Raw genomic sequence first — 24,447 nt, 5'->3', positions numbered from 1 at the left:
AAAAAAGCTGAGGAGATTTCTCCTTGGCTTTTTTTACTATTTTTTGTTTATAATAATAATGGGTGAAATTATGATTAGAATTTGTGCAGTAACAAAAACAGATGAAGTATTATATGATGTTTCTCTAGAAGAAACAAAGAAAGACCATATTGTATGGTATTGGCTAGATTTATATAAGCCAACGAAAGAAGAGTATACATATATTCTGCAAGACCATTTTAAGTTCCATCCCCTTGCAATTGAAGACTGTCTAGAATATGTACAGAGGCCAAAAGTTGATTTTTATGATGGATATAACTTTTTAGTTCTTCACGCGTTTGGAGAAGATGGGCTAGAACCACATGAAATTGATTTGTTTGTTAGTGATCGCTATATTGTTTCTTTCCATTTTTCTCATAATAATGCAATTGAAAGAGTATGGAAAACACTTGGTGAGAAGAGGCGGATTAAGAAAGGGCCTTTACATGTAGCACATACGATCACTGATCAAATTGTAGATGATTATTTCGCACCTGTATATTACATTGAAGATCATTTAAATGCGATCGATGATAATTTAACAGGTGAGACAGCAGGAGCCGTGCTAGAAGAAGTATTTGATATTAGGGCAGATTTATCTAAGTTAAGACGTACAATTATTCCAATGCGTGATTTATTGTATCGTATTTTGAATTCCACTCGTTTTTACGGTATAAGTGATCATGAGATTTATTTTAAAGATATACATGATCATCTACTTAAACTTACGGAAATGATTGAGGCAAGTCGAGAGTTAACGGCGGATATTCGGGATAGTTATTTTTCATTAAACTCACATCATATGAATAACATTATGAAAACATTAACTGTATTCTCGACTATTTTCATGCCATTAACATTTATTGCGGGAGTATATGGAATGAACTTTACGCATATGCCAGAGCTTGGTGGACAATATAGTTATTTTATTTGTCTTCTTCTAATGGCATTAATTGGCGGCGGAATGATGGCCTGGTTTTATAAAAAAGGATGGTTTAAGTAAAAAACACCGAGGATTTCCCCGGTGTTTTTTCTTAACCAATGGCATGTAATACAAACATAGCTAAGAATAAGCATGTAATGATATACATAGATGGTGCGACTTCTTTACGCTTTCCAAGAGCAACTTTTAAGATAGGATAAGCAATAAATCCGAACGCAATGCCATCAGCGATACTATATGTGAGCGGGATCATGACGATAATTAAGAACGCTGGAAATCCTTCTGAAAAATCGTTCAGAGGAATTTGCTGAATGCTTGTAATCATCAGGCCGCCAATAATAATTAAGATTGGTGCAATGGCACTATCAGGAATTAGTTTGACAAACGGAAGTGCAAACAATGATGCAAAGAATAACAACCCCGTAACGATAGACGTCAGACCTGTCTTTCCGCCTGCAGTAATACCTGCGGCACTCTCTACTGTTGATACGGTAGGGCTTGTGCCAAATAGACCACATGTCATTGCTGAAATTGCATTGGCTTGGTAAGCACGTGGGAATTTACGGTCATCTTCTAATAAACCGTGCAGAAGTCCCATGTTCTCAAAAATAAGCACCATGCTTAAGGAGAATGTTGCAATCCAAAACGGTAAGGAAGAAAGTTTGCCAAATGACATAGCTCCAAACACATCGCCGTAATTAGCGAATGAGAATGAACTATTTCCGATTTGACTTGTATCAACAAGGCCAAATAGCCATGCAATACCAGTTCCTATTGCAATCGTCCATAAAAAGTTTCCACGTACGTTACGAATAAATAGTACAAGTGCAACGATAAGAGTAAGCACGGTCGCAAGAACGACAGGGTTACTTAATTTACCCATTGCAACAGCAGTATTTGGGTTCGAAACGACTAAACCACCTTTTTGCAATCCGATAAACGCTAAAAATAATCCGATGCCGACAGTAATTGCTTCTTTTAATGACTTTGGAATTGATACTGATAGCACGCGAGCGATTGGTGTAAAAGCGGCAATTGCAAAAATAATACCAGAGATAAAGACAGCAGCCAATGCTTCTTGCCAAGTTAGTCCAAGCGTATGCACAGCTGTGTACGTGAAGAATGCATTTACACCCATACCAGGGACAAGAATAGCAGGTGCATTTGCCCAAAATGCCATGAGTAGACATCCGACAAATGAGCTGAAAACAGTTGCTAAAATTCCAGCTTCAAGAGGAATGCCAGCATCAGATAAAATTGACGCATTTACAATCATAATATATACGATCGTGAAAAATGACGTAACTCCAGCTAAAACTTCTTGTTTTGGTGATGTTTCGTGTAAACCTAATTTAAATGTTCTTTCAAGTATTCCTTTCATGTTAAACCTTCTTTTTCATATCCCTCTCCCACCCGTGATATCTCTTTCGTAAGAGCTCACCGTCCTTTATTATATCAGAACATCATGTTTTTACAACAAGGAAAATGATAACGTTTACTTATAAATGAAATTATTTATAAATACGTAAAAATTGCCCGTATTGTTGAAATAATTTCTAACTCTCCCGATTGAATGGGCGGGGCTGCTTGCGCATGTAAAGTAGCATAAGACGTAACCTCCCTTGGTAATTGGGCAGATTCTTCAACGAATGAGAGGGGAACGGGATTAATATTTAAATTATATGTACTCGCAATAGCACGAGCTTTTTCTACTGCCTGGTGCAGAGCTTGAATGAGAGCTTGCTCATAATATTTATTTGGATGAGATACTCGGAAACGTAAACCTTTTGCTACATTTGCGCCATTTGAAACGGCTATATCATATACTTCCCCAGCTTTTTGTACATTTAAAACGGTAATTTCATACAAATGCTCTACACGGTATCCTTGCAGCAATGCTTTATCATTTACATATTCGTATTGAGGAGTAATTGTATAAGAAATCGTCTCTATATCTTTATCGGCAATACCAAGCTGTTTAAGTGCATCCAGCAATTGTTTGGATTGCACTGCATTTTCTTCTTGAGCCTGCTTTACATTTTTATCATCTGTTCGAATGCCGAGTGTTAATATAACAACATTCGGTTTTGCTTTTACAACACCTTCTCCTTGTACAGTAATAGTAGCTTCTTTACCAGTATTAGCAGTGCGTACGTTGTGTAAATAAGGATTCATTCCACCCTGCATTTTCCATCACCATCCTTTTTATATGTATATGTGTGAACAAAAAAGAAATTTATATGAAAAAAGTTACATAAATGAGAATGTTGAGGAAAGAAAGCATATACAACATAGGTATTTATAGATTATAATATGTGTAAATATGATAAAAAAGGGACGAGGCTATTGAACGAAAAAAGAGAAACGCTGATTTTAGATTTATCTGCATCATTTCGAAAAATGATACGTTTATTACAAAATGATATTAATACACGTTTTGCAGAACATATGCCATATAATGAATTTTCTGTATTACGTGCGTTATTTTTAAACAGTCCACAGATGGCTTCGCAAATTGCGAGTGAAGTAAACGTAACCTCCAGTCATATTACAGCTGTTACAGATCGTCTCGTACGAAAAGGATTAGTAGAAAGAAAACGTTCTAATTCAGATCGTCGAATCGTGTACTTAGAAATTACAGAGCACGGAAGAGAAGTAACTGAAAAACTTGAAGCTGTGCGTAAAGAATATTATAAAGAGAGATTTAAAGGTTGGAGCGACCAAGAAATAGAAATGGTCTTAGAACTATTTGGCCGCGTATTATAATAAATGAGGATAGGAAGCGAAAGCACTCCTATCCTTTTTCTTTTGAATAAAAATATTTTGAAACTCCGATACTTTAATTAAAAGATCGGAGGAAAGATTATGAAATATATTGCTGCACTTACCATTTTATTTGGTAGTTTTTTCTGTTTTCAAACATTCACGTACGCAGATACGCCTATCCAAGTGGTGCGAAAAGAAGTGAAGTACATTGAAACTGATAATACAGTTTTATATTCGAAATTATGGGTTCGTTCTATGCAAAACGCAGTATTATTCCACCATAGCGATAATATTCGTAATCGGGACACATTACGTAATGTAACAAGTTCATCGCTTGTTAAAGCGAAGCAACTATCTTTTCAGAAAGCAGCACTTTATATACCGAGACTATCGCAATACGTATCAAAAATAGGGAAAGAAAACATTCAAGTGTACTACATTGCGATTCACTATAATGTGAAAAAAGAAAATGCATATCAATTAGATGGCATAAACTATTTTCTACAAGTATTCGTAAAAGAGCGTGGGGAATGGAAAATTGCCGAAAGTGTAGTTGCACCGACAGAGCAAATTGTGCAAAATGGTGATGGATTTGGGATGAAAGAAGAGATGGTGTATGGGGATAGGAGAGAAAATGTGAAATAACCTCCTTTTAAAGGAGGTTATTTTATTTGAAATTCCAAGAGACTTTCCATTTTAATATTTTAGGTAGGAAGAAATACGTAATGAAACTAGTTACTAAAAATCCGATGTAAAAGCTGGACAATGACTGCGCGCGACTTAGTATTAAACCTCCAGCGATTCCAACAAAGAAAATTGCGCATGTCAAAACTATTTTTTGTAGTTTTGGATATAGTAAGTAGTTACCATTTCGCTCATTGACTGAACGGGCATATAAATATATACCGAGTGGTAATAAAATAATGATATGTGCAATAGGTCCAATCAATGTTTTTACCGGTGGAATCTTTGTAAAGTTTGGTTCATTATGACGTACTCCATCCTCATCGGTATAAGCATTTTGAGGATTGTAATCAAAGCGAATATTAAAATCTTCTGTTGGACTAGAAATACGTATGTTTTCCATAATATCATGTATACTGCCATTGTTCTCATGAAAGTCGGCATTCGAGTGAACAGCAATGACTCCTGAAATAAGTGCTGGAAGTAACACTGGGAACATGAATAGAGCTGCAGTGAGAAATCCTTGCGATATAACATTTCCAGCGATTGTTCCTATACATAAGGCAAGTGTATAAATAGCGATTAATACAATTAACATGTATATAAAATAACTATGGAATGGGGAGAATACTTGATATTTATTATGAAAAGTCAACTTTTTCATAATAGCAAATAGTCCCCAGTTTAAAATGACAACAGCGGCGATATTACAGATTCCAAACAACCACTTTGTTATATAGAGGTGTGAACGTTTAAAAGGCATAGACCATAACAAGTCGCTAGCGTTATTTTGTCTTTCCCATCCAATTAACGTACAAGCTAGCAAGATAAGCACACTACCTAACAGTGTGACGGGATTTATGAGTGTTAAATCAAAATTGTAATGATATACATAGTTCCACTTTTTATTGTCATTTAGAAATTGTTGCTGTTGAATAGAAGTCATATAGTAGTAATATGACAAAGTATAGAAGCTGACGAGCCAAAATAACCATACAACATATTTACTTTGTTGATATGTTCTTAGCCATAGTGCTTTTTGAAACATAGGATCTCTCCTTTAAAAAACTTTATAATTTGTTAGGCGTGATAATATAACATAAGTAATGATTCCAGCGAGAAACAAACAAATATAGTAGTTAAGTAAGAAATTAAATTGATTTAGTTTATAGCCACCTAGTAATGCAAAGTAAATGGTTGTCCCCCATATCCATATTCGTAAATGTTTTTGGAAAATAAATATCTTTTGAGTGTTTTCATTTGGTGATCGTGTATATAAATATGTTCCAAGTAGTAAGTAAACTATTGTATAAAAAATAGGGACTAACATCGATTTAGCTGAATAATAGTGATAAGATTCTGGATCTCTTAAAGTAGTTGAGTTCTTTTCTTTTTTACGTGATTCAGGATCATAATGGTAATAAATCGTGAAATTATATATTGGTGCAACTATATTTGTTTTTTGATTAATTTCGTAAAGTTGTTCATCTAACTTATAATTTTTAGTATCGGTAGCTTCTAAGTGATTTATCGTAAAAGTGTACACTAGTGGAATAAATGTAAGCCCCATTAGTAACCAAGGAATACAAAAAACAACCTGCGAAACAACGCTTCCAGTAAAAGTACCGATGCATAGTGCAGTTGTATATACTGCTGCATAAGAAACAATCGCATAAAGAAAGTATCGATGAAATGGAATAAATGATTGATAATCAAAATGAATAGTTGTTCTATAAATAACATACATAAGAATCCAATTTATAAGTAACGAGCTCACAATACAAAAGGAACCGAAAGCCCATTTAGATAAGAAGACATCTTTTCTTTTAAAAGGCATCGTCATAAGTAGTGTATTAGATTGATTGCTACGTTCCCATCCTATCAATAAGCAGGCTAAAGCAATGATAAGAACAGTTAACCAAAAACTATTACCTTCGCCTGGCGAAAAGGCATAAAAATAATAATACTGTTTACCTTTTTCTTGTAATTCGTAATACTCAGCAAGTTGTCTCTGAGCACTTTTATAGTAACCAAAAGATAACAAGTAAAGCGAACTAAAGAAGAAGAGTAACACAGCATATTTCCCGCGCTTCCAATTCCACATCCACAACGCTTTATGAAACATACCCATCCTCCTCCAGTGTCGTAACAAAGACATCTTCAAGTGACATTGTTAATTCTTCAATGAGTATAGGTTGCTCTTTATAAAACTTTTCCAGTGTTGTAGCTACATTTCCCTCAATTAAGATTGTATATACTTTTCCTGTTTGATTTAATATTTTAATATTGCTTAAGTTTTCTAGTTTTTGAGGTAATGATCGTTCATAAGCAACTTGGATTTTAGCAAATTGTGATTTTGCATCGTCTAGCGATGTAATAGAAGATACAGTATGTCCTTTTAACATAATGATTGTATCTGCAATTTGTTCAACTTCATCTAAATGATGGGTAGATATGAAAATGGTAATCTCTTTTTCTGCAACTTCTCCAACGAGAAACTGTAAAATCTGTCTTTTAACGATAGGATCAAGTCCATTTGTCGGTTCATCTAAAATAATATATTCTGCCTGTGCAGCAACAGCTAAAATGATGGCAAGCAGTGCCTTCATTCCTTTTGAATAACTACGAATTCGTTTGTTTGGTAAGTTGAAACGTTCTAGTAGTTCGTAGAAATATGGTTCATCAAATGCGGTATAAACTGCTTTATAAAACTTCACGATTTCTTTTACTGTATAACCGTTCAGTATGTTAGTAGAATCCGGAACATATACGATTTTTTGTTTCGTTTCAGGATTTTTATGAATGTCGATATCCTCATATGTAACAGTTCCCTCATCTGGGTCTAAAATGCCGACTATCGTTCGTAATAAAGTTGTTTTCCCCGCACCATTTCTTCCAAGTAATCCGACGATACTAGCTCTTTGTAATGTGAAAGAAACATCGTCTAAAATTGTTTGATTATCAATTGTTTTCTTCAAGCTTGTCACTTTCAACATCCGTATTCCCTCCAATCTCTTTATAGTATGAATCTATCCAATCATGAATTTTATCTTTCGTAATACCAAGATAAGAGGCTTCTAATAGTAATTGATGAAATTGCTTTTCAACCATAGCGATTTTCCTTTCGTCTAATGTTGGGGTAATCGATTGGGATACAAATGTTCCTTTTCCTCGTAACGTTTCAATAATTCCTTGTCGCTCTAACTCTTGATACGCTTTACTCACTGTATTTGGATTTATAACGAGTAAAGAAGCGAGCTCGCGTACAGAAGGAAGTTTATCACTTGGAGCCAACATGTTTTTCAATACGAGTTCTTTTATATTTTGAACAATTTGTTCCCATATCGGAGTGTTGCTTCTTGGGTCAAGTTGAATATGCAAGAGCAATGTCTCCTTCCTCATATGTATTAAGTGTACTACTGTGTGTAATACACTTAATACAATATAGGGGACGAATGTATTTGTCAACTGAAAATAATAGAAAAAATTGGTATTAAAAAAAGGTAAATTGGAAAAAATAGGTCTGATATAGAATGGAGGGTTAGTCATGAAGCGAGTTTTTGGAATACTTGTTTGTTTCATGTTATTGCTTTCTGGAACTTCAGTGAGTTTTGCGCAATCTGAGAAAACGAAGCAGGAGAAAACAGAAGAAACAACGCCGAAGTTAGCGGAACAAGCGTCGTCAGCAATCGTAATTGAGCAAGATACAGGTAAAGTTTTATTTGATAAAAACCCAAATGAAAAATTACCACCTGCTAGTATGACAAAGATTATGACAATGCTTTTAATTATGGAACAAGTTGAAAAAGGAAAACTAAAACTGACCGATAAAGTTAGAGCGAGCGAACATGCAGCTTCAATGGGTGGATCGCAAATCTTTTTAGAACCTGGGGAAGAGATGACTGTAAATGAGATGTTAAAGGGTATTGCAATTGCATCTGGAAATGACGCATCTGTTGCAGTAGCCGAGCATATCGCAGGTTCAGAAGAAGGATTTGTAAATATGATGAACAAAAAGGCGAAAGATTTAGGGCTGAAAAATACACATTTTCAAAACCCAACAGGTCTTCCAGCCAAAGACCATTATTCGACAGCAAATGATATGGCTATAATGGCGAGAGAATTGATGAAGTATCCACTTATTCGTAAATACACAGGTAAGTACGAAGATTATTTACGTGAAGATACGGATAAAAAGTTTTGGCTCGTTAATACGAATAAGCTAGTACGTTTTTATCCTGGCGTAGATGGAGTAAAAACAGGTTTTACGACAGAAGCGAAATATTGTTTAACGGCATCGGCTGAAAAAAATGGTATGCGTGTCATTTCAGTTGTCATGGGAGCACCAACATCAAAAGAACGGAACAACCAAGTGACGAAGCTTCTTGACTATGCATTTGGACAATATATGACAAAGAAATTGTATACGCGTGGCGAAAAAATTAAGACAGTTCAAGTAGGAAAAGGGAAAAAAGAAAAAGTAGATTTAGTTGCGTCAGATAATGTTTCTCTTCTTATGAAGAAGGGCGAGAATATGGACAAGGTAAAACAAGAAGTAATTGCTGAAAAGAAAGTAAAAGCACCGATTAAAAAAGGTGACGCGCTTGGCACCCTTGTTATTAAAAAAGATAAAGATGTTTTATTAAAACAAACAATTATAGCAAAAGAAGATGTTGCTGCAGCGAGCTGGTGGGAGTTATTTAAAAGAAGTTTTGGGATGTTTTCAACATCAAAATAGCGGCAAATATTTTGCCGCTTTTCTATTCGTATGTAAGTGAATAATGCTGAAAGGTTTCACTTTATGACGAAATAGTTCTTCTTTTGTCAGCAGGAAGGATTCTTATTTTATATCACGAAAATCTTTATGTATGTGAATAAGTAAAGTTTGAGCATAAGGAGGAAATCGTGTGAGTCTTTCCATGCAATTAGAAGTAAAACGTGACGTCCTATGTGTGAGACTAGAGGGTGAATTAGATCATCATACGGCTGAAGAGTTGCGAACGAAAGTAACAGATATGATTGAGACACATGGTGTTCATCATATTGTTTTGAGCCTAGAGAACTTATCGTTTATGGATAGTTCTGGTCTAGGTGTTATATTAGGCCGATATAAACACGTAAAGGGATTAGGTGGAGAAATGGTTGTTTGTGCAATTTCACCGCCTGTTAAGCGTTTATTTGAAATGTCGGGCTTATTCAAAATCGTTCGCTTAGAAGAAAGTGAAGCGCACGCGCTCGCGACGTTGGGGGTGGCATAGATGAGAAATGAAATGAACCTTCAATTTTCAGCATTAAGTCAAAATGAATCATTCGCTCGCGTTACAGTGGCGGCTTTCATTGCACAACTAGATCCAACGATGGAAGAATTAACGGAGATTAAAACAGTTGTGTCAGAAGCGGTTACAAATGCAATTATTCATGGATACGAAGGAAATGCAGAAGGTATTGTTTATATTTCTGTAATTTTGGAAGAAGCAATGGTGAAACTCACGATTCGAGATGAAGGGATTGGAATCTTTAACTTAGATGAAGCGAGACAACCCCTTTTTACAACTAAACCTGAATTAGAGCGTTCCGGAATGGGATTTACTATCATGGAAAATTTTATGGATGAAGTAGAAGTTATTTCAAACGAATCTTTCGGGACAACAATCCATTTGACAAAATACTTATCAAATAGTAACGCTCTATGCAATTAAGGAGAATAGCCTATGGACATAGAGGTCAAAAATGAGAAGAAGAAACCTCAGTTAAAGGACCACGAGCTAAAAGCGTTAATTCAAAAAAGTCAAGATGGAGATCAACAAGCGAGAGATACAATCGTTCAAAGTAATATGCGCCTCGTTTGGTCGGTTGTACAGCGGTTTCTTAATCGAGGATACGAACCAGACGACCTATTTCAAATTGGATGTATTGGGCTCTTGAAATCGGTAGATAAATTTGATTTATCTTTCGACGTGAAATTTTCAACATATGCAGTTCCAATGATTATTGGTGAAATACAACGTTTCTTACGTGATGATGGATCAGTGAAAGTTAGTAGGTCTTTAAAAGAAACAGGAAACAAAATTCGAAAGATGAGAGATGAGCTTTCGAAAGAGTTCGGAAGGGCTCCAACGATTAATGAAGTGGCAGAGGCACTAGAACTAACGCCAGAGGAAGTTGTTCTAGCACAAGAAGCGAGCCGGGCCCCTTCATCTATACATGAAACTGTATATGAAAACGATGGAGATCCAATCACTATTTTAGATCAAATTGCAGATCAATCTGAAACGAAATGGTTCGATAAAATTGCTTTAAAAGAAGCGATTAGAGAACTAGATGAACGAGAGCGCTTAATTGTATACTTGCGTTACTATAAAGATCAAACACAGTCAGAAGTAGCAGAGCGCATAGGCATTTCGCAAGTACAAGTTTCAAGACTTGAAAAGAAAATATTAAAACAGATGAAAGATCGAATAGACGAATAATTGTCTATTCGATTTTTTTTATGCCGTTAATAGGAGAGAGATGTTAATTTTCGCAAAAATTAACAGAATTTATTGATAATTTAGTTAATTTAAAATATAATCCAAGTATGAACTTGTCATAAAGGGGGAAGGAAACATGGAAACGAGGCAACAATGGGGAACGAGAGCTGGATTTATTTTCGCAGCGGTCGGATCTGCCGTTGGATTAGGAAACATATGGCGTTTTCCTTATACAGCGTATGAAAATGGAGGAGGAGCATTCTTTTTACCGTACTTATTTGCATTATTAACGACTGGTATTTCATTGTTAGCGTTTGAGTTTGCCCTTGGTCATCGTCATCGTGGTTCGGCACCACTTACATTTTTCCGTATTAGCCCGCGTGCCGAATTTATTGGATGGTGGCAAATGTGCGTAACATTTATCGTTTCAACATATTATGCAGTGATTATTGCTTGGTCTATATCGTATACATACTTTGCAATTACTGGAGCATGGGGAAAAGACACGCAATCATTTTTATTTAAAGAGTACTTACATGTTGCAGATAAGCCAGGACAATTTGGAGGACTTGTACCAGAAGTATTAATTCCGTTAGCTCTCGTTTGGATTATTGTGCTGGGCGTTGCATTTAAAGGAGTTAAAAAAGGAATCGAAGTTGTTAACCGTATATTTATTCCTTTATTAGTTGTTATGTTCCTTATTATCGTTGTTCGTGCAGTGACGATGGAAGGTGCTATGCAAGGACTAGATGCATTCTTTAAACCAGATTGGAGTCGTATTTTTGATGGGAAAGTATGGCTTGCTGCTTATGGTCAAATATTCTTTAGTTTATCTTTAGCATTTGGAATTATGATTACGTATTCTAGTTATTTACCGAAAAACTCAGATACAACAAATAATGCCTTTATTACTGGATTTGCAAACTCAGGATTTGAATTATTAGCAGGTATTGGGGTCTTTGCAGCTCTTGGATTTATGGCAAATAATATGGGAGTACCGGTTGATAAAGTAGCAAGTGCTGGCGTTGGGCTTGCGTTCGTAGTATTTCCACAAATTATTAATGAATTGCCGATGTCACCGTTGTTTGGTGTTTTATTTTTCTTATCGTTAACGGTTGCTGGAATTACATCACTTATTTCACTCGCGGAAGTATGCTTTGCCGCTGTATCTGAAAAATTCAGTTTAAGTCGGGAAAAAACTATTGGAATTATGGGAACCCTTCTCGTGTTAGTTTCTCTTGTTTTTGCAACACGTGGTGGACTTATGTTCTTAGATGTTGTCGACTATTTCGCTAATAATTTCGGATTAATTACAATTGCACTTGCGGAAGTAGTTACGATAGGGCTCATTTTACGTCGCTTACCAGTTTATCAAAATCATGCAAACTTTGTATCTGATATTAAATTAGGAACGTTTTGGAGAGTGAGTTTACTCGTTATTACTCCGCTTATGTTAGGGTATATGCTAATTGATGGTACAATCCAAAATATTAAAAAGAACTACGGAGATTATCCGACTGAGTTTGTTGTAACGTATGGTTGGTCGATAGCAGCAGCATTCCTCATAGTTGCAATAATCATTGGCCTAAAAAAATGGGATGCACAAATTCATTCGGATTCTGCTAAGCTTGAAAAAGAATGGAAAGATCGAGGTGTTTCATAATGAGTGGATCAGCGATTATGATGATGGTTATTGGAATAGTAGTCATTTGGGGAGGGCTTGCATTAAGTATTGCAAACTTATTTAAGAAAAAGGCATAAGTAAAAAACATCTGTACCAAAATGGTGCAGATGTTTTTTTATGAAAAAATTGTATTAGAAAAAAATTCAATAACCATACTACAACTACGAGGAAGAGTGAAGGGGTGAATGAAATTTGGAACAAACGATTTATATTAAAATGCGCAATCGTTTAAAAGTTTCTCCTACTTATGAAGTAAAGCTGGGCGATGTTGCTCAACTTGCCGGAGATTCTTCCGTAGTTGAGTTGTTACAAAATGAGATAGTTTACAAAATAACAGCGCATGATAAGACGCATGTTGTAATTGATGTTATGAAAGTAATCGAGATTATTCAACAGAAAGCATCTCATGTACAAATTAATTTACTTGGTTCTGGACAAACTCTTGTTGAAATTATATACGAAAAAAAGAAGGCGCATCCAGTTTTTTTCGGGCTTGTATGGCTGTTACTTTTCATTGGAGCGGCCCTTGCGATCATTTATTTCCATGAAGATGTAAGTATGCAACAAGTACATCAACGGTTATATTACATGATTACTGGAGAATTTAATGCACAGCCACTTTTATTTCAAATTCCTTATTCTGTAGGTCTTGGCTTAGGGATGGTTTTATTCTTTAATCATGTATTTCAAAAACGAATTAATGAAGAGCCGAGTCCGTTAGAAGTTGAGATGTTTCAATACCAACAGTCACTTGATCAGTATGTAATCGTTAATGAAAACAAGGATAATATGAAACAACTTGCCGATGATTGAGTCTGGATTTGTTATTTTAATTGGTTTAGCTGGAGGGATAGCGGTAGGTAGCGGATATGTCGCATTTTTAGCTGTACTTGGTATAATCCCCCGTTTAGCTCAATTAACGAGAAGTGGAAAGCATATTCAATATTTTGAGTGGGCAGTCATTGCAGGTACTTTAACAGGGGCTTGGTGCAGTTTGAAAAACATTACATTTCAAACGTCGCAATATTGGCTCGTTATATTAGGGATATTTTGTGGCACGTTCATTGGAATGCTTGCTGCGGCATTAACAGAGGTGTTAAATGTTCTACCTATTTTAGCGAAACGAGTAGGTGTAGAGGGGAAGATTATTGTTTTACTCGTTGCTCTTGTACTTGGGAAAGTAATAGGCTCGTTGTTTCACTGGATTTATTTCGTAAAGTAGGAGGCAGTATATAAATGACAAGTCAGAAATTGAAGGATGATTACATAAATAAAGTGAAGGAGTATCATCCAAAGCAAAACTATTTACTAAATTGTATCAAAGCATTTCTTGTAGGTGGACTCATTTGTACAGTTGGAGAAGTAATGATGAAATTTTATATACATTATTTTCACTTCAGTGAACAAGAGGCAGGAAACCCAACTGTTGCAACGCTTGTTTTATTATCCGCGATTTTAACAGGATGTGGTGTATATGATAAAATCGGTCAATTTGCTGGAGCAGGATCAGCGGTGCCGGTGACAGGATTTGCAAATTCTATGGCGAGCGCTGCCTTAGAACATAAGAGTGAAGGGATTGTTCTAGGGATTGCTACAAATATGTTTAAACTGGCAGGAAGTGTGATTGTATTTGGGGTTGTTGGTGCATATATCATTGGGTTAATAAGGTATACCTTTAAAATTTTTATGTCTTAAAGGAGGACTAGTATGAGGTTGACCGGAAAACAAACGTGGGTATTTCAAAATGATATATATGTGAATGCAACGGGTACTGCTGTCGGTCCTAAAGAAGCTGAGGGCCCTCTTGGAAAAGATTTTGATATTTCATATGACGACTTGCATTGTGGAGAGGAAAATTGGGAGCTCGCCGAACGAAGATTAATGTCAGACTCAATTCAACAAGCAGTGCAAAAAGGGAATATAAAAACATCGCAAATTGATTTCTTTTTAGCCGGAGATTTATTAAATCAGACAGCGACCGCAAATTATGTTGCGCGTAAGTGGGGCATTCCTTTTTTAGGAATGTTTAGCGCCTGTGCGACGTCTATGGAGACTTTAGCAGTTGGATCAGCTTTTATAGACGGTGGATTTGCAAATCGTGTCTTAGCTACAGTAAGTAGTCATAATGCAACGGCTGAAAGACAATTTCGTTATCCAACAGAGTACGGTGGGCAAAAACCAGGGACAGCAAATTCAACTGTGACTGGTGCAGGATCTATATTAATTAGCAATGAAAAAAGCACAATTAAAATTACGGCGGCTACAATCGGGAAAGTGCAAGATTTAGGAATCACAAATCCTTTGGATATGGGGGCAGCGATGGCTCCGGCAGCAGCTCATACAATTCAACAGCATTTTGAAGATTTAAGAAGAAGTGCCGATGACTATGATTTGATTGTTACGGGTGATTTATCAGCTGTTGGGACGCCGATTGCAAAACAACTTTTACTTGAGGAAGGTTACGATCTTGGACATATATACAATGATTGCGGATTAATGATTTATGAATCAAGTCAAGAAGAAGTGTTTGCAGGTGGTAGTGGTTGCGCTTGTTCAGCAGTTGTCACATATGGCCATTTATTACACGAGATGCAAAAAGGGAATTTACAACGGATTTTTGTCGTTGCCACTGGCGCATTATTAAGCCCGATAATGATGCAACAGAAAGAAACGATTCCAACAATTGCACATGGTGTCGTATTTGAGAGAGTTAAAGGAGAGTGAATTGTGGATTTTATATATGCATTTCTTGTAGGTGGAGCTATTTGTGTAATTGGGCAACTATTGTTAGATTTCGCAAAGTTAACACCAGCACATTTAATGGCAACTTTTGTAGTCATCGGAGCAATTTTAGATGGATTTGGATTGTACGATAAACTAATAAAGTTTGCAGGTGCTGGAGCAACAGTCCCTATTACAAGTTTTGGACATTCACTATTGCACGGAGCAATGCATGCGGCAGAAAAACATGGATATTTAGGAATTGGTATTGGCATGTTTAGTTTAACGTCTGCGGGCATTTCCGCAGCGATATTGTTTTCATTTTTTATAGCACTTATATGTAAACCGAAAGGATAAATTAAATGAGACGAAGGGTTGTTTTGGTCACAGATGGAGATGAATATGCAAAGCGGACAATTGAGCTTTTAACGAAGGAATTTGGGGGAAGGTGTATTTCAGCATCACAAAGTAATCCAACCAAATTGACAGGGAAAAAAGTTGTTGAGCTTATTATGCAAACGCCATATGACCCTGTATTTGTCATGTTTGATGACAGTGGATTTATTGGAGAAGGATCTGGTGAAAAGGCTTTAAAATATGTAGCTACCCATAAACAAATTGATGTGCTCGGTATTTTAGCGGTAGCGTCTAATACGCATCATTGGGAATGGGCACGTGTAGATGTAAGTGTAGATCGGAACGGGAATTTAACCGAATACGGTGTTGATAAATTTGGACTTCCAGATGGTGAAATTGGCAGAATTAGCGGAGATACAATTTATTGTTTAGATGACTTGAATGTTCCTGTCATCGTTGGAGTCGGTGACATTGGTAAGATGTGTGGGAATGATGAATGGGAGAGGGGATCACCTATTACTAGAAAAGCGATTCAATTAATTTTGGAAAGGAGTGGTTTTTATGACGAAGCCTAAAAAAGTGGATATCCCTATATCAACTTTCATAAGTGACAATGAAAATTATTTAAAGCAGACAGTTGGACTAGGTGTTACATACGATGTTGGCATTCGTAAATTTCAAATTTTGAATAAAGAAATCGGTGTGTTATTTGTAAACGGACTTTGTGATACAAATTATATTATCCCTATTTTAGAAGAAGCTGTGGATACAAATGAGATAAGGGATGTAGAAGAAGATACAGTGAAGCTTTTAGAGAATCGTTTAATCCATCAACAAGTAAGTAAAGTGAAAACGATGGATGAGGTAATGCTCCAAGTATTATCAGGACTCATCGTGATATTTGTGGAAGGTGAAACGGAAGCGTTCGCGATCGATGTTCGTAGTTATCCAGGGCGAACACCGACAGAACCAGATACCGAAAAGGTAGTACGCGGTGCGAGGGATGGATTTGTTGAAAATATCGTTGTAAATACAGCGTTAATTCGTAGGAGAATTCGAGATCCACGACTTCGAAATGAAATGGTTCGAGTAGGAGATAGATCGCAAACGGATATTTGTATTACATACGTTCAAGATGTTGCAAATCCAGATTTAGTAAAGATTATAAAACAAGAATTAAATAACATTGAAGTAGATGGGATTACGATGGCGGATAAAACGGTAGAGGAATTTGTAGTGAAACAAGGTTACAATCCCTTCCCGCTTATTCGATACACAGAAAGACCAGATGTAGCAGCAAATCATCTACTAGAAGGACATGTGTTAGTACTCGTTGACACATCACCAAGTGCTATGATTACACCGACAACATATTTTCATCATTTACAGCATGCAGAAGAGTTTAGGCAAAATCCAGCTGTCGGTACATTTTTACGCTGGGTGCGCTTTTTAGGTGTTATATTCTCGTTATTTTTATTACCATTTTGGTTAGTGTTTGTATTTGATCCAACTCTTTTGCCAGCAAATCTTGCTTTTATTGGACCGACTAAGATGACGCATTTACCAATTTTATTACAGGTGTTAATGGCAGAGGTCGGACTTGAGTTTTTAAGGATGGCAGCCATTCATACTCCAACGCCGCTATCATCTGCAGCAGGATTGATTTCCGCTATATTAATTGGTCAAATTGCAATTGATGTAGGTTTGTTTGTGCCAGAAGTAATTTTGTATGTAGCGGTTTCGATGATCGGTGCATATGCAACACCGAGTTATGAATTAGGATTAGGGAATAAGGTTGGGAAATTGTTTGTTATTATTTTAACAGGTCTCTTCCATGAGATGGGATTTGTAATTGGTATGACGATATTAATTTTATTTTTAACGTCTATAAAAAGTTTACAAACACCTTATTTATGGCCGTTTTTACCATTTGATTGGGGCGCATTAACAAAAATTTTACTCCGTCCAACAATGTCTAGTTTAAAAGTACGACCAAGTATTGTAAGACCTCAAAATGTAAAAAGACAAAAATAAACGGGATTATACACCCGTTTATTTTTTTTTAGTAAAAATTTATTGTTTTTTAACAAAAATCAAACATTTTTTGTGTACACTTAGAGTAGATATTGTGTATGGAAGGGGAAGAGGACATGATTAAATTATTTGTAAGTGATTTAGATGACACGCTCGTTTACGATGTGAATCATATGCAAAAAGAAGATGAGCGTGCGCTGTGTTGGTTAGCTGAGAAAGGGACAAATATTTGTTTTGCCTCTGGCCGCTTTACACACAGAATTGATGAAGTTGTAAAAAGGTTTTCATTCCCGTATTACACAACTGGCTTAAATGGAGCAACAATGTTACTTCCGGATGGGAATTTATTTCATGAATCGAGTTTTGAAAATACGGTTGCCCAGGAAATATATCGATATATACATAAAAAAGGACTAGCGGATATTGTTTGTGCAAATGAGCAGCGATATACAAAAAGGAAAAATGAGCATCACCATAATTTTGAAGCGTATATGGGCGTGCATATCGCTGAAATTGAAGCGTTAGAAGAAGAGTTTGGTAAGACTGTACACCCTGCAAAATTGTTTGTTTTTGGAGAAGAAGAGAAAATTGTGACGCTAGATCAAGAGCTACGAGATACGTTTCAAGGCGAAGCGGAAGTTTTTATATCAGGTAAACGCTATGTTGATATTATGCCAAGAGGCGTGAGTAAGGGGAGTGCTCTAAAGCGACTAATGGACCATTTGCAAATTGAAGCAAATGAAGTTGCTTGTATTGGAGATTCTTTCAATGATATTTCTATGTTTGAAGTAACCCCGCATTCATTTACTCTTCATCATGCCCATCCATATGTAAAGGAGAAAGCAAATCATATAGTGCGTTCGGTTGAAGAGGCTGTTATGAAATTACCGTTACTTGTATAAAAAAGAAGCCCGTCACTGGCGGGCTTCTTTTTTACTTGAATAAAGATTTAACAAAATCAATGATACTTGAGAAGAAATCTTTCACTTTATCTAGAAAACTTTGTCCTTCTTCAGATCCTAAAAAGGCAGAAACGTGTTCTTTTGCTTTGTTTAATTGACTACCAACTTGATTCCAATCGATATTAAGATTTTTCATTTTATCAAATAACGCTACTAAGTTATCTAACTGTTCATCTGTTAATGTAATGCCGAGTTGATCCGCAATTTTCTTTATTAATGAACGTAAATCTTCTGTTGTTTTTGGCTGTTCTTTTGCAATTTCTTCTTTAATTTTTGCAACAAGTTGAACTGCTTTTTCTTCACCAATTTTATCACCAAGCTGGGCTGTTTGTACCATTTCTTCATTCGCTACTTTTTTAACTTCTTCCGGAATTGGTTTATTGGAAGCTGTTTCATATGCTTTCATTAATCCAGTTAAAGCTGCAGTTCCTGAAACTTTAAAAGGTGCAGTAATTTGAATTTCTGCATCTTTTACACCTGCTGTAATCAAAGCGTTAGTGTACATTGCATCTGTTACCCAGTTAATGTTCTTTGATCGTACAATAAGACCAGATCCTGGTTTTGTGTATGTAATCATAGAAGAAGAAATTGCTCTCGTACCAATTTGTGCTTTTGGAACAATGCCTTCTAGAAATTTATGTTCTTCCGCATTAGATACAGTAATAATTGTAGCATCTTTCGGTGCTTTCATTTCTTTTAACAGATCTTGTTTTTGTTGTTCGGATAAGTTCTCTCCTAGTGTAACAATTGATTCTCCCTCGATGATGTCTGCAAATGAAGCTGTTGGCATCATAAATACCGTTACAGCTAATAGCAGAGCTAATAATTTCGTTTTCACGAAAAACCGCTCCCTTTCTCTTTCTAAAATTTTCGGGCAACAAAGTTATTATAGTATATATTTCTTATTTGTCACCTAGCTTTTTCCACATTTCAAAAAAGAAGTATCTAGATTGTCGGATTCTTTTTGTTTCTAGTCATGAATGTGGTAATATAGTGCTGAGATAGTTGAAAGGAGACATATACATATGAAAACTTTAGGATACATATTAATGGAAAACGGTGAAAAAATCGAATTGGAATTTTTCCCAGAAGAAGCGCCAAAAACAGTAGAAAACTTTAAAAAATTAGCAGAGCAAGGATTTTATGACGGTGTTACATTCCACCGTGTTATTCCTGGCTTCGTAAGCCAAGGTGGAGACCCAACAGGTACAGGTGCTGGTGGTCCAGGTTACTCTATTCCATGTGAAACTGATGGAAACCCTCATAGACACCTTGTAGGATCACTTTCTATGGCTCACGCTGGCCGTAACACAGGCGGTAGCCAATTCTTTGTTGTTCATGAGCCACAGCCACATTTAGATGGCGTTCATACTGTATTTGGTAAAGCAACAAGCGGTATTGAAACAGTATTAAAAATGCGTCAAGGCGATGTAATGAAAGAAGTTAAAGTTTGGGAAGAATAAGGTAAGGAAAAAGAGAGCTTTTGCTCTCTTTTTTATTTTTAATGAGATTGAGTACTTCTTCAACAGCATCATACAAGTAGTATTGTTGCTAAAATATATTGCTTGTGAGAACAAACCTTTAACAAATTACATAGAATACAATACATTATATGTTTCAACAAATATTTTTTGTTATATTAATTGTGCTAGAATTGTGCTGTTTTAGGGTAACTATTAATGAAGTGATGTTGAATGATATGTTTCTTTTCATTCCATATAAAATTTTATTTTTTTAACTCTATTTATTAAAAGAATAGTGCTGAAACATAGATTTGACTTTCTTCTTTTCGCTTTGTATGATTATCAAGTTGTTTTAGACTCTTCTCACTCTGTTGAAAATATTGTAAAATGAATGTGATATGAAAAGAGTGATTGAGGGGATTACTAGTTTGTAACTTTTGTAAGAAGGGATAAGGGTTATGTTAATTCGTTTTAAAAAAAGTTATGAAAAAATTGCAATGGGGCTTCTTTCGTTTATGCCAACTGAAAAAGATGTAAAAACATTACAATTGACAATGAAAGAATATGAAGCAAAAGATGATTGGCAATTGTATTTGTGGAAACAAAATGAAGATTTTGTTGGAATAATGGGGATTGTAAAAAAAGAGAATCAAGTATTAGAAATTCAGCATTTAAGTGTAAATCCGTCTCATCGTCATGTGGGGATTGGAACGAAGATGGTTCAAGAGTTAAAGAGTAAATTTCTTGAGTTTACAATTTGCGGAAATGAGCAAACAGCAAGTTTTTGCGAAAAATGTAAAGGGCTAGAACAAAATATACATTCGTGAGAGCAGGGATAAGTAGTTTATTATCTCTGCTTTCTTTTTTGTAATTGTTCGTTTCGTTCAGTAATGACCTCTGTGCGATCACGCAAAGTATGCTTGTGTATAATATATTCACCTGGGATAGCATTCAAGTCTTTCCAAGAGAGGTTTTGTTTTTGACATAACTCTATACACTGCTTCTCTAACGATGGATCTGATAAGGGTAAAAATAAAGGTACAAAACGTTCTTTTTTATGGATAGATTGCAATCTTTCATTGAGCAAGAAAAGAAGTTGTACTTGATTAATTCCTAAACGTTGTAAAGGCACACTGCTTTTTTCTAAAATTGTGATTGCGCTTTTCATCATTTTTGTGGAGCCATTCCAGTTAGCACGCCTTTGGTGGTACAAAGAAACTGCAATTTGAATGAGACCCACTAAGTAATGGTCACGATTTCCTCTTGGTTTTGTCTTCCAGTACTCTTCTAGTATTTCGTGGCATTCAAAATAGTCGTAATCTCCTTGGAAATGAATTAAAAATTGTATGTATTCGGTAGGATACATGTTTTCTCGCCCCTATCTAATGGTTATACATATAAGTGTATCATAGAAATATGAACAATAAACGACTAGGAGATTTCCCCCTAGCCGTTATTGTTCATATTAGCAGAAGCAAGCTGCTCCTACAATAATTAGTAAAATAAACAGTACAACAAGTAATGCGAACCCACCGCTAAAACCACAATCAACGTGACCCATAGTTTTTTGACCTCCTACATTGTTCTTACTACACTGTTATCATATGAAGTGGTGGGCATGATGACATAGGCATCGGTCTATTTTTAATTAAATTTCTTAAAAAGGTTGGATAGAACATGAGTATGCTCTATACTTATGTTGTTATAGAAAAAATGTGGTGGGATGCTTTGTGCAATATAATTTTAAAGTAGAGGCTTTTGAAGGGCCTTTAGATCTATTGTTACATTTAATACATCGTTATGAAATTGATATATATAATATTCCTGTAGCGGATATTACAGAGCAATATTTATCTTATGTGCATACGATGAAAGAACTTCAATTAGATGTTGCAAGTGAGTATTTAGTAATGGCCGCAACGTTATTACAAATTAAAAGTAAAATGTTGTTGCCGAAACATGAAGAAGATGTACTTGATAACGGTGATGATTTTATAGATGATCCTCGTCAAGAATTGATGGAGAGGTTAATTGAATATAAGAAATATAAGCAAGTTGCTACTGAGTTAAAAGAAAGAGAACAAGAAAGAGCACAGCTATATACACGTCCACCAATTGACTTTACATCGTTGCAACAAGAAGAAGAGACAAACTTGCCTCTTGATGTTACGTTATATGATATGCTAGCGGCATTTCAAAAATTAATGCGCCGTAAAAAGGCAAAGAAACCTGTAACAACACGTATTACTCGTCAAGAAATACCAATTGAACAGCGAATGACTGATATTTTAAAGCAGTTAAAAATAAAGGGTGGTCGCCAAAGTTTTTATGATTTGTTTGTTGATGATGAACGTGAAATAATGGTTGTAACATTTTTAGCAGTTCTGGAACTTATGAAAAATCAACAAATCATAATTGAGCAAGAACATAATTTTGATGAAATTTTCGTATCAAGCTCTAATAAATCTGCATAGAGCAAGTATGTGAAATTGGGATAGAAACACTTTATTTCATGCTATGGTTTAATGTATCGTTTGGAACAAGAGAAAAAATATTGAACCGAACGCATTGATTGTGATTCGGTTTTTTGATGTGTATTTTTATGGGAAAATAGAAGGAAGGAGCTCGTGAAATGGATAGGAAAGAACAAAAGTCAATTATTGAAGGCCTTTTATTTGTTTCTGGTGATGAAGGGATTTATCCAGAACAAATAGCGAAAGTTCTTGAAATTGAAATGAATGAAGTAATTAATATTTTAGAAGAAATGCAACAAGAATGTGAAGGTGCAAACCGTGGTTTGCAAATTGTACAGTATGCAAAAGTATATCGTTTTGCTACAAAGAAAGAACATGCTTCATATTATCAAAAATTAATAGATACACCAACAGCTGCTTCACTCTCACAAGCTGCCCTCGAAACGTTAGCGATTGTTGCATATCGTCAACCAATCACAAGGACTGAAATGGAAGAGATTAGAGGAGTTAAAACCGATAAGGCGTTACAAACGTTGGTTTCACATTTACTTATAAAAGAAATGGGAAGAGCAGAAGGACCAGGGCGTCCTATTTTATACGGAACAACAAAAGAATTTTTGGACACATTTGGATTGAAAACATTAGATGATTTACCGCCGCTTTCTGAAGAGAATGAACAAATGAATGAAGCGGATTTATTCTTCGGTTCCTTACAAGAGATATCGAAATAAAAGCTTAGCATTTTGCTAAGCTTTTTTTGTATATCAATTATTTACAGTGCCATACTAAATGAAAAAAGGAGACGAGTTATGAGAGGTATGCGGATTATTCTACTATTAGTTTCTGTTTTATTATGTTTTTCTTTAAATAGCGCATCAGCTAAAAGGTATATGATGTCCATTCATACTACGTCTCCTTTACATATGCATCGGCAACATCTTAGTAAAATGAAAGTGAGCTTTTTAAAAGTGGGGCAAGGTGATGCAACACTTATCATAATGCCAAACGGACAAACAATGTTAATTGATGGTGGACCTTATGAAGCAGGAGAGGTTATTATTCAGAAATTAATTGAGAAAGGGATTAATCATTTAGATGTAATTGTCAGTACGCATCCCGATATGGATCATATAGGGGGGTTAATTCCAATTGTAGAGCAAATGCCGGTATCGCTTATATTAGATAGCGGAAAAACATATAGTTCTCTTACTTATCATACATATCGGAATAATATTAAAAAAAGAGGGATACCTTTCGTTTCAGTAAAGGAAGGGCAATATATACCGCTGGATCCACATGTTTCTATACAGGTATTAAACAATGGGAAATCAAAAGATGAAAATAATGAATCCTCAATTGTTTTAAAGGTACGATATGGAAAAGCGGATTTTTTATTAATGGGTGACGCGGATGTAAGGACAGAACATGAAATATTAAAACAATTTGATGTACATGCAGATGTTTTAAAAGTGGGGCATCACGGCTCGTATACTTCAACAAGTGAAACGTTTATAAAAAAAGTGGAGCCGCAGTTTGCTATTCTGTCTTACGGGAGTAGTAATCCGTATGGACATCCTCACCAAAGTGTAGTAAAACGCTTAAAAAGGCACGGTATAATGGTATATAGAACGAATAAACGTACAGTAGAAATAGAAACAGATGGTGAACATGTTATGTTAGAGTCTAGCGGGTTAATGCCATTGTTGAAGTGATTTCTATATTAGAGGTGGATACTGTCCCTTTTTGGAAAAATGAATAATATATATTATAATTATAAGGGACGTAAGAAATTTCCTTTTTTGTTGAATAAAAAGGAAATTTCATTAGAATGTATAGACAACTACTCGTGCATATATTAAGATGGAACTAGG

31 protein-coding genes are annotated in these 24,447 nt (G+C 35.6%); 22 read left to right on the top strand and 9 right to left on the bottom strand.

What is annotated here, in order from left to right:
* Positions 1-58: 58 nt before the first annotated feature.
* Entirely contained in the window at positions 59-1,021 is a 963-nt protein-coding gene (gene corA / locus AC241_RS20220; RefSeq protein WP_002026281.1) for a magnesium/cobalt transporter CorA, read from the top strand.
* Positions 1,022-1,052: 31 nt separating this feature from the next.
* Here the strand turns inward: corA and AC241_RS20215 are convergent, their stop codons facing one another.
* Together AC241_RS20215 and AC241_RS20210 are read right to left on the bottom strand one after the other, a co-directional pair.
* Positions 1,053-2,342, bottom strand: a complete 1,290-nt coding sequence (locus AC241_RS20215) for an NCS2 family permease (protein WP_000676248.1) — start codon at positions 2,340-2,342, stop codon at positions 1,053-1,055.
* A gap of 134 nt (positions 2,343-2,476) precedes the next feature.
* Complete coding sequence (locus tag AC241_RS20210) at positions 2,477-3,148, bottom strand: SIMPL domain-containing protein (protein WP_001161449.1); 672 nt, start codon at positions 3,146-3,148, stop codon at positions 2,477-2,479.
* Positions 3,149-3,307: 159 nt separating this feature from the next.
* Here AC241_RS20210 and AC241_RS20205 point away from each other — a divergent pair, with 159 nt between their 5' ends.
* Both AC241_RS20205 and AC241_RS20200 read left to right on the top strand, forming a co-directional pair.
* Complete coding sequence (locus AC241_RS20205) at positions 3,308-3,727, top strand: MarR family winged helix-turn-helix transcriptional regulator (protein WP_001003307.1); 420 nt, start codon at positions 3,308-3,310, stop codon at positions 3,725-3,727.
* A 99-nt stretch (positions 3,728-3,826) separates the two neighbouring features.
* Complete coding sequence (locus tag AC241_RS20200) at positions 3,827-4,372, top strand: hypothetical protein (protein WP_050844482.1); 546 nt, start codon at positions 3,827-3,829, stop codon at positions 4,370-4,372.
* A 22-nt stretch (positions 4,373-4,394) separates the two neighbouring features.
* Here the strand turns inward: AC241_RS20200 and AC241_RS20195 are convergent, their stop codons facing one another.
* The 4 genes from AC241_RS20195 to AC241_RS20180 are packed head-to-tail and all read right to left on the bottom strand — an operon-like array spanning position 4,395 to position 7,792.
* Positions 4,395-5,459: an ABC-2 transporter permease gene (locus tag AC241_RS20195; RefSeq protein ID WP_050844481.1), complete on the bottom strand. Its 1,065-nt coding sequence runs from the start codon at positions 5,457-5,459 to the stop codon at positions 4,395-4,397.
* 12 nt (positions 5,460-5,471) lie between these two features.
* Entirely contained in the window at positions 5,472-6,536 is a 1,065-nt protein-coding gene (locus tag AC241_RS20190; RefSeq protein ID WP_050844480.1) for an ABC transporter permease, read from the bottom strand.
* On the bottom strand, positions 6,526-7,407 hold the full coding sequence (locus AC241_RS20185) for an ABC transporter ATP-binding protein (protein ID WP_050844479.1): 882 nt from the start codon (positions 7,405-7,407) through the stop codon (positions 6,526-6,528). Before AC241_RS20185 ends, AC241_RS20190 begins: the two co-directional genes overlap by 11 nt.
* Complete coding sequence (locus AC241_RS20180) at positions 7,373-7,792, bottom strand: GntR family transcriptional regulator (protein WP_000548027.1); 420 nt, start codon at positions 7,790-7,792, stop codon at positions 7,373-7,375. The genes AC241_RS20185 and AC241_RS20180 overlap by 35 nt, the downstream gene beginning before the upstream one ends.
* Before the next feature lie 166 nt (positions 7,793-7,958).
* Between AC241_RS20180 and dacF the strand changes: the two genes are divergently transcribed.
* The 14 genes from dacF to AC241_RS20110 all read left to right on the top strand — a co-directional run bounded on the left by dacF (position 7,959) and on the right by AC241_RS20110 (position 18,579).
* Positions 7,959-9,149: a serine-type D-Ala-D-Ala carboxypeptidase DacF gene (dacF, locus tag AC241_RS20175; protein ID WP_000831997.1), complete on the top strand. Its 1,191-nt coding sequence runs from the start codon at positions 7,959-7,961 to the stop codon at positions 9,147-9,149.
* Between the two features lie 169 nt (positions 9,150-9,318).
* Positions 9,319-9,669, top strand: coding sequence for an anti-sigma F factor antagonist (gene spoIIAA / locus AC241_RS20170; protein WP_000059135.1), 351 nt, complete (start codon positions 9,319-9,321; stop codon positions 9,667-9,669).
* Positions 9,670-10,110, top strand: a complete 441-nt coding sequence (spoIIAB, locus tag AC241_RS20165; protein WP_001243398.1) for an anti-sigma F factor — start codon at positions 9,670-9,672, stop codon at positions 10,108-10,110.
* 12 nt (positions 10,111-10,122) lie between these two features.
* Positions 10,123-10,881 (top strand): RNA polymerase sporulation sigma factor SigF, encoded by a 759-nt coding sequence (gene sigF / locus AC241_RS20160; protein WP_000350729.1) that lies wholly within the window; start codon positions 10,123-10,125, stop codon positions 10,879-10,881.
* A gap of 136 nt (positions 10,882-11,017) precedes the next feature.
* Positions 11,018-12,544, top strand: coding sequence for a sodium-dependent transporter (locus tag AC241_RS20155; RefSeq protein ID WP_000450088.1), 1,527 nt, complete (start codon positions 11,018-11,020; stop codon positions 12,542-12,544).
* Positions 12,544-12,642: a methionine/alanine import family NSS transporter small subunit gene (locus AC241_RS20150; protein WP_000016826.1), complete on the top strand. Its 99-nt coding sequence runs from the start codon at positions 12,544-12,546 to the stop codon at positions 12,640-12,642. The genes AC241_RS20155 and AC241_RS20150 overlap by 1 nt, the downstream gene beginning before the upstream one ends.
* Before the next feature lie 115 nt (positions 12,643-12,757).
* Positions 12,758-13,378, top strand: a complete 621-nt coding sequence (locus AC241_RS20145; protein WP_016080389.1) for a stage V sporulation protein AA — start codon at positions 12,758-12,760, stop codon at positions 13,376-13,378.
* Entirely contained in the window at positions 13,371-13,787 is a 417-nt protein-coding gene (spoVAB, locus tag AC241_RS20140; RefSeq protein WP_000572936.1) for a stage V sporulation protein SpoVAB, read from the top strand. Before AC241_RS20145 ends, spoVAB begins: the two co-directional genes overlap by 8 nt.
* Before the next feature lie 14 nt (positions 13,788-13,801).
* A complete protein-coding gene (gene spoVAC / locus AC241_RS20135) occupies positions 13,802-14,260 on the top strand; it encodes a stage V sporulation protein AC (protein ID WP_050844478.1) in 459 nt (152 codons plus the stop codon).
* A 12-nt stretch (positions 14,261-14,272) separates the two neighbouring features.
* Positions 14,273-15,289, top strand: coding sequence for a stage V sporulation protein AD (spoVAD, locus tag AC241_RS20130; RefSeq protein ID WP_050844477.1), 1,017 nt, complete (start codon positions 14,273-14,275; stop codon positions 15,287-15,289).
* Between the two features lie 3 nt (positions 15,290-15,292).
* On the top strand, positions 15,293-15,643 hold the full coding sequence (spoVAE, locus tag AC241_RS20125; protein WP_000345907.1) for a stage V sporulation protein AE: 351 nt from the start codon (positions 15,293-15,295) through the stop codon (positions 15,641-15,643).
* A gap of 5 nt (positions 15,644-15,648) precedes the next feature.
* The gene (gene spoVAEA / locus AC241_RS20120) at positions 15,649-16,218 is read left to right on the top strand and encodes a stage V sporulation protein SpoVABEA (protein ID WP_001254416.1); all 570 of its coding nucleotides are present in this window, start codon (positions 15,649-15,651) and stop codon (positions 16,216-16,218) included.
* A complete protein-coding gene (gene spoVAF / locus AC241_RS20115) occupies positions 16,205-17,677 on the top strand; it encodes a spore germination protein SpoVAF (protein WP_016080393.1) in 1,473 nt (490 codons plus the stop codon). The genes spoVAEA and spoVAF overlap by 14 nt, the downstream gene beginning before the upstream one ends.
* A 98-nt stretch (positions 17,678-17,775) precedes the next feature.
* Positions 17,776-18,579, top strand: coding sequence for a Cof-type HAD-IIB family hydrolase (locus AC241_RS20110; protein WP_002101284.1), 804 nt, complete (start codon positions 17,776-17,778; stop codon positions 18,577-18,579).
* A 31-nt stretch (positions 18,580-18,610) separates the two neighbouring features.
* On the opposite strand, the gene AC241_RS20105 is transcribed toward AC241_RS20110, so the two are convergent.
* Positions 18,611-19,477, bottom strand: a complete 867-nt coding sequence (locus AC241_RS20105; protein ID WP_000850513.1) for a DUF1002 domain-containing protein — start codon at positions 19,475-19,477, stop codon at positions 18,611-18,613.
* Positions 19,478-19,664: 187 nt separating this feature from the next.
* Between AC241_RS20105 and AC241_RS20100 the strand changes: the two genes are divergently transcribed.
* Positions 19,665-20,102: a peptidylprolyl isomerase gene (locus AC241_RS20100; RefSeq protein ID WP_016080395.1), complete on the top strand. Its 438-nt coding sequence runs from the start codon at positions 19,665-19,667 to the stop codon at positions 20,100-20,102.
* Positions 20,103-20,560: 458 nt separating this feature from the next.
* Positions 20,561-20,929, top strand: coding sequence for a GNAT family N-acetyltransferase RibT (ribT, locus tag AC241_RS20095; RefSeq protein ID WP_016080396.1), 369 nt, complete (start codon positions 20,561-20,563; stop codon positions 20,927-20,929).
* 20 nt (positions 20,930-20,949) lie between these two features.
* Here the strand turns inward: ribT and AC241_RS20090 are convergent, their stop codons facing one another.
* Together AC241_RS20090 and AC241_RS20085 are read right to left on the bottom strand one after the other, a co-directional pair.
* Complete coding sequence (locus AC241_RS20090; protein WP_016080397.1) at positions 20,950-21,468, bottom strand: DUF309 domain-containing protein; 519 nt, start codon at positions 21,466-21,468, stop codon at positions 20,950-20,952.
* Positions 21,469-21,567: 99 nt separating this feature from the next.
* Positions 21,568-21,663: a YjcZ family sporulation protein gene (locus AC241_RS20085; RefSeq protein WP_000510194.1), complete on the bottom strand. Its 96-nt coding sequence runs from the start codon at positions 21,661-21,663 to the stop codon at positions 21,568-21,570.
* 169 nt (positions 21,664-21,832) lie between these two features.
* On the opposite strand from AC241_RS20085, the gene scpA reads away from it, so the two are divergent.
* The 3 genes from scpA (at position 21,833) to AC241_RS20065 (ending at position 24,288) form a co-directional block, all read left to right on the top strand.
* Positions 21,833-22,576: a segregation/condensation protein A gene (scpA, locus tag AC241_RS20080; RefSeq protein WP_016080398.1), complete on the top strand. Its 744-nt coding sequence runs from the start codon at positions 21,833-21,835 to the stop codon at positions 22,574-22,576.
* 158 nt (positions 22,577-22,734) lie between these two features.
* Positions 22,735-23,307, top strand: a complete 573-nt coding sequence (gene scpB, locus AC241_RS20070; protein WP_000375171.1) for a segregation/condensation protein ScpB — start codon at positions 22,735-22,737, stop codon at positions 23,305-23,307.
* 78 nt (positions 23,308-23,385) lie between these two features.
* A complete protein-coding gene (locus tag AC241_RS20065) occupies positions 23,386-24,288 on the top strand; it encodes a ComEC/Rec2 family competence protein (protein WP_001214828.1) in 903 nt (300 codons plus the stop codon).
* Positions 24,289-24,447 lie beyond the last annotated feature (159 nt).

The organism is Bacillus thuringiensis (assembly GCF_001182785.1).
Lineage (GTDB): Bacteria > Bacillota > Bacilli > Bacillales > Bacillaceae_G > Bacillus_A > Bacillus_A thuringiensis_S.
The sequence above is the reverse complement of the archived record's forward strand: the minus strand, read 5'-3'. Positions and strand labels throughout refer to the sequence as shown.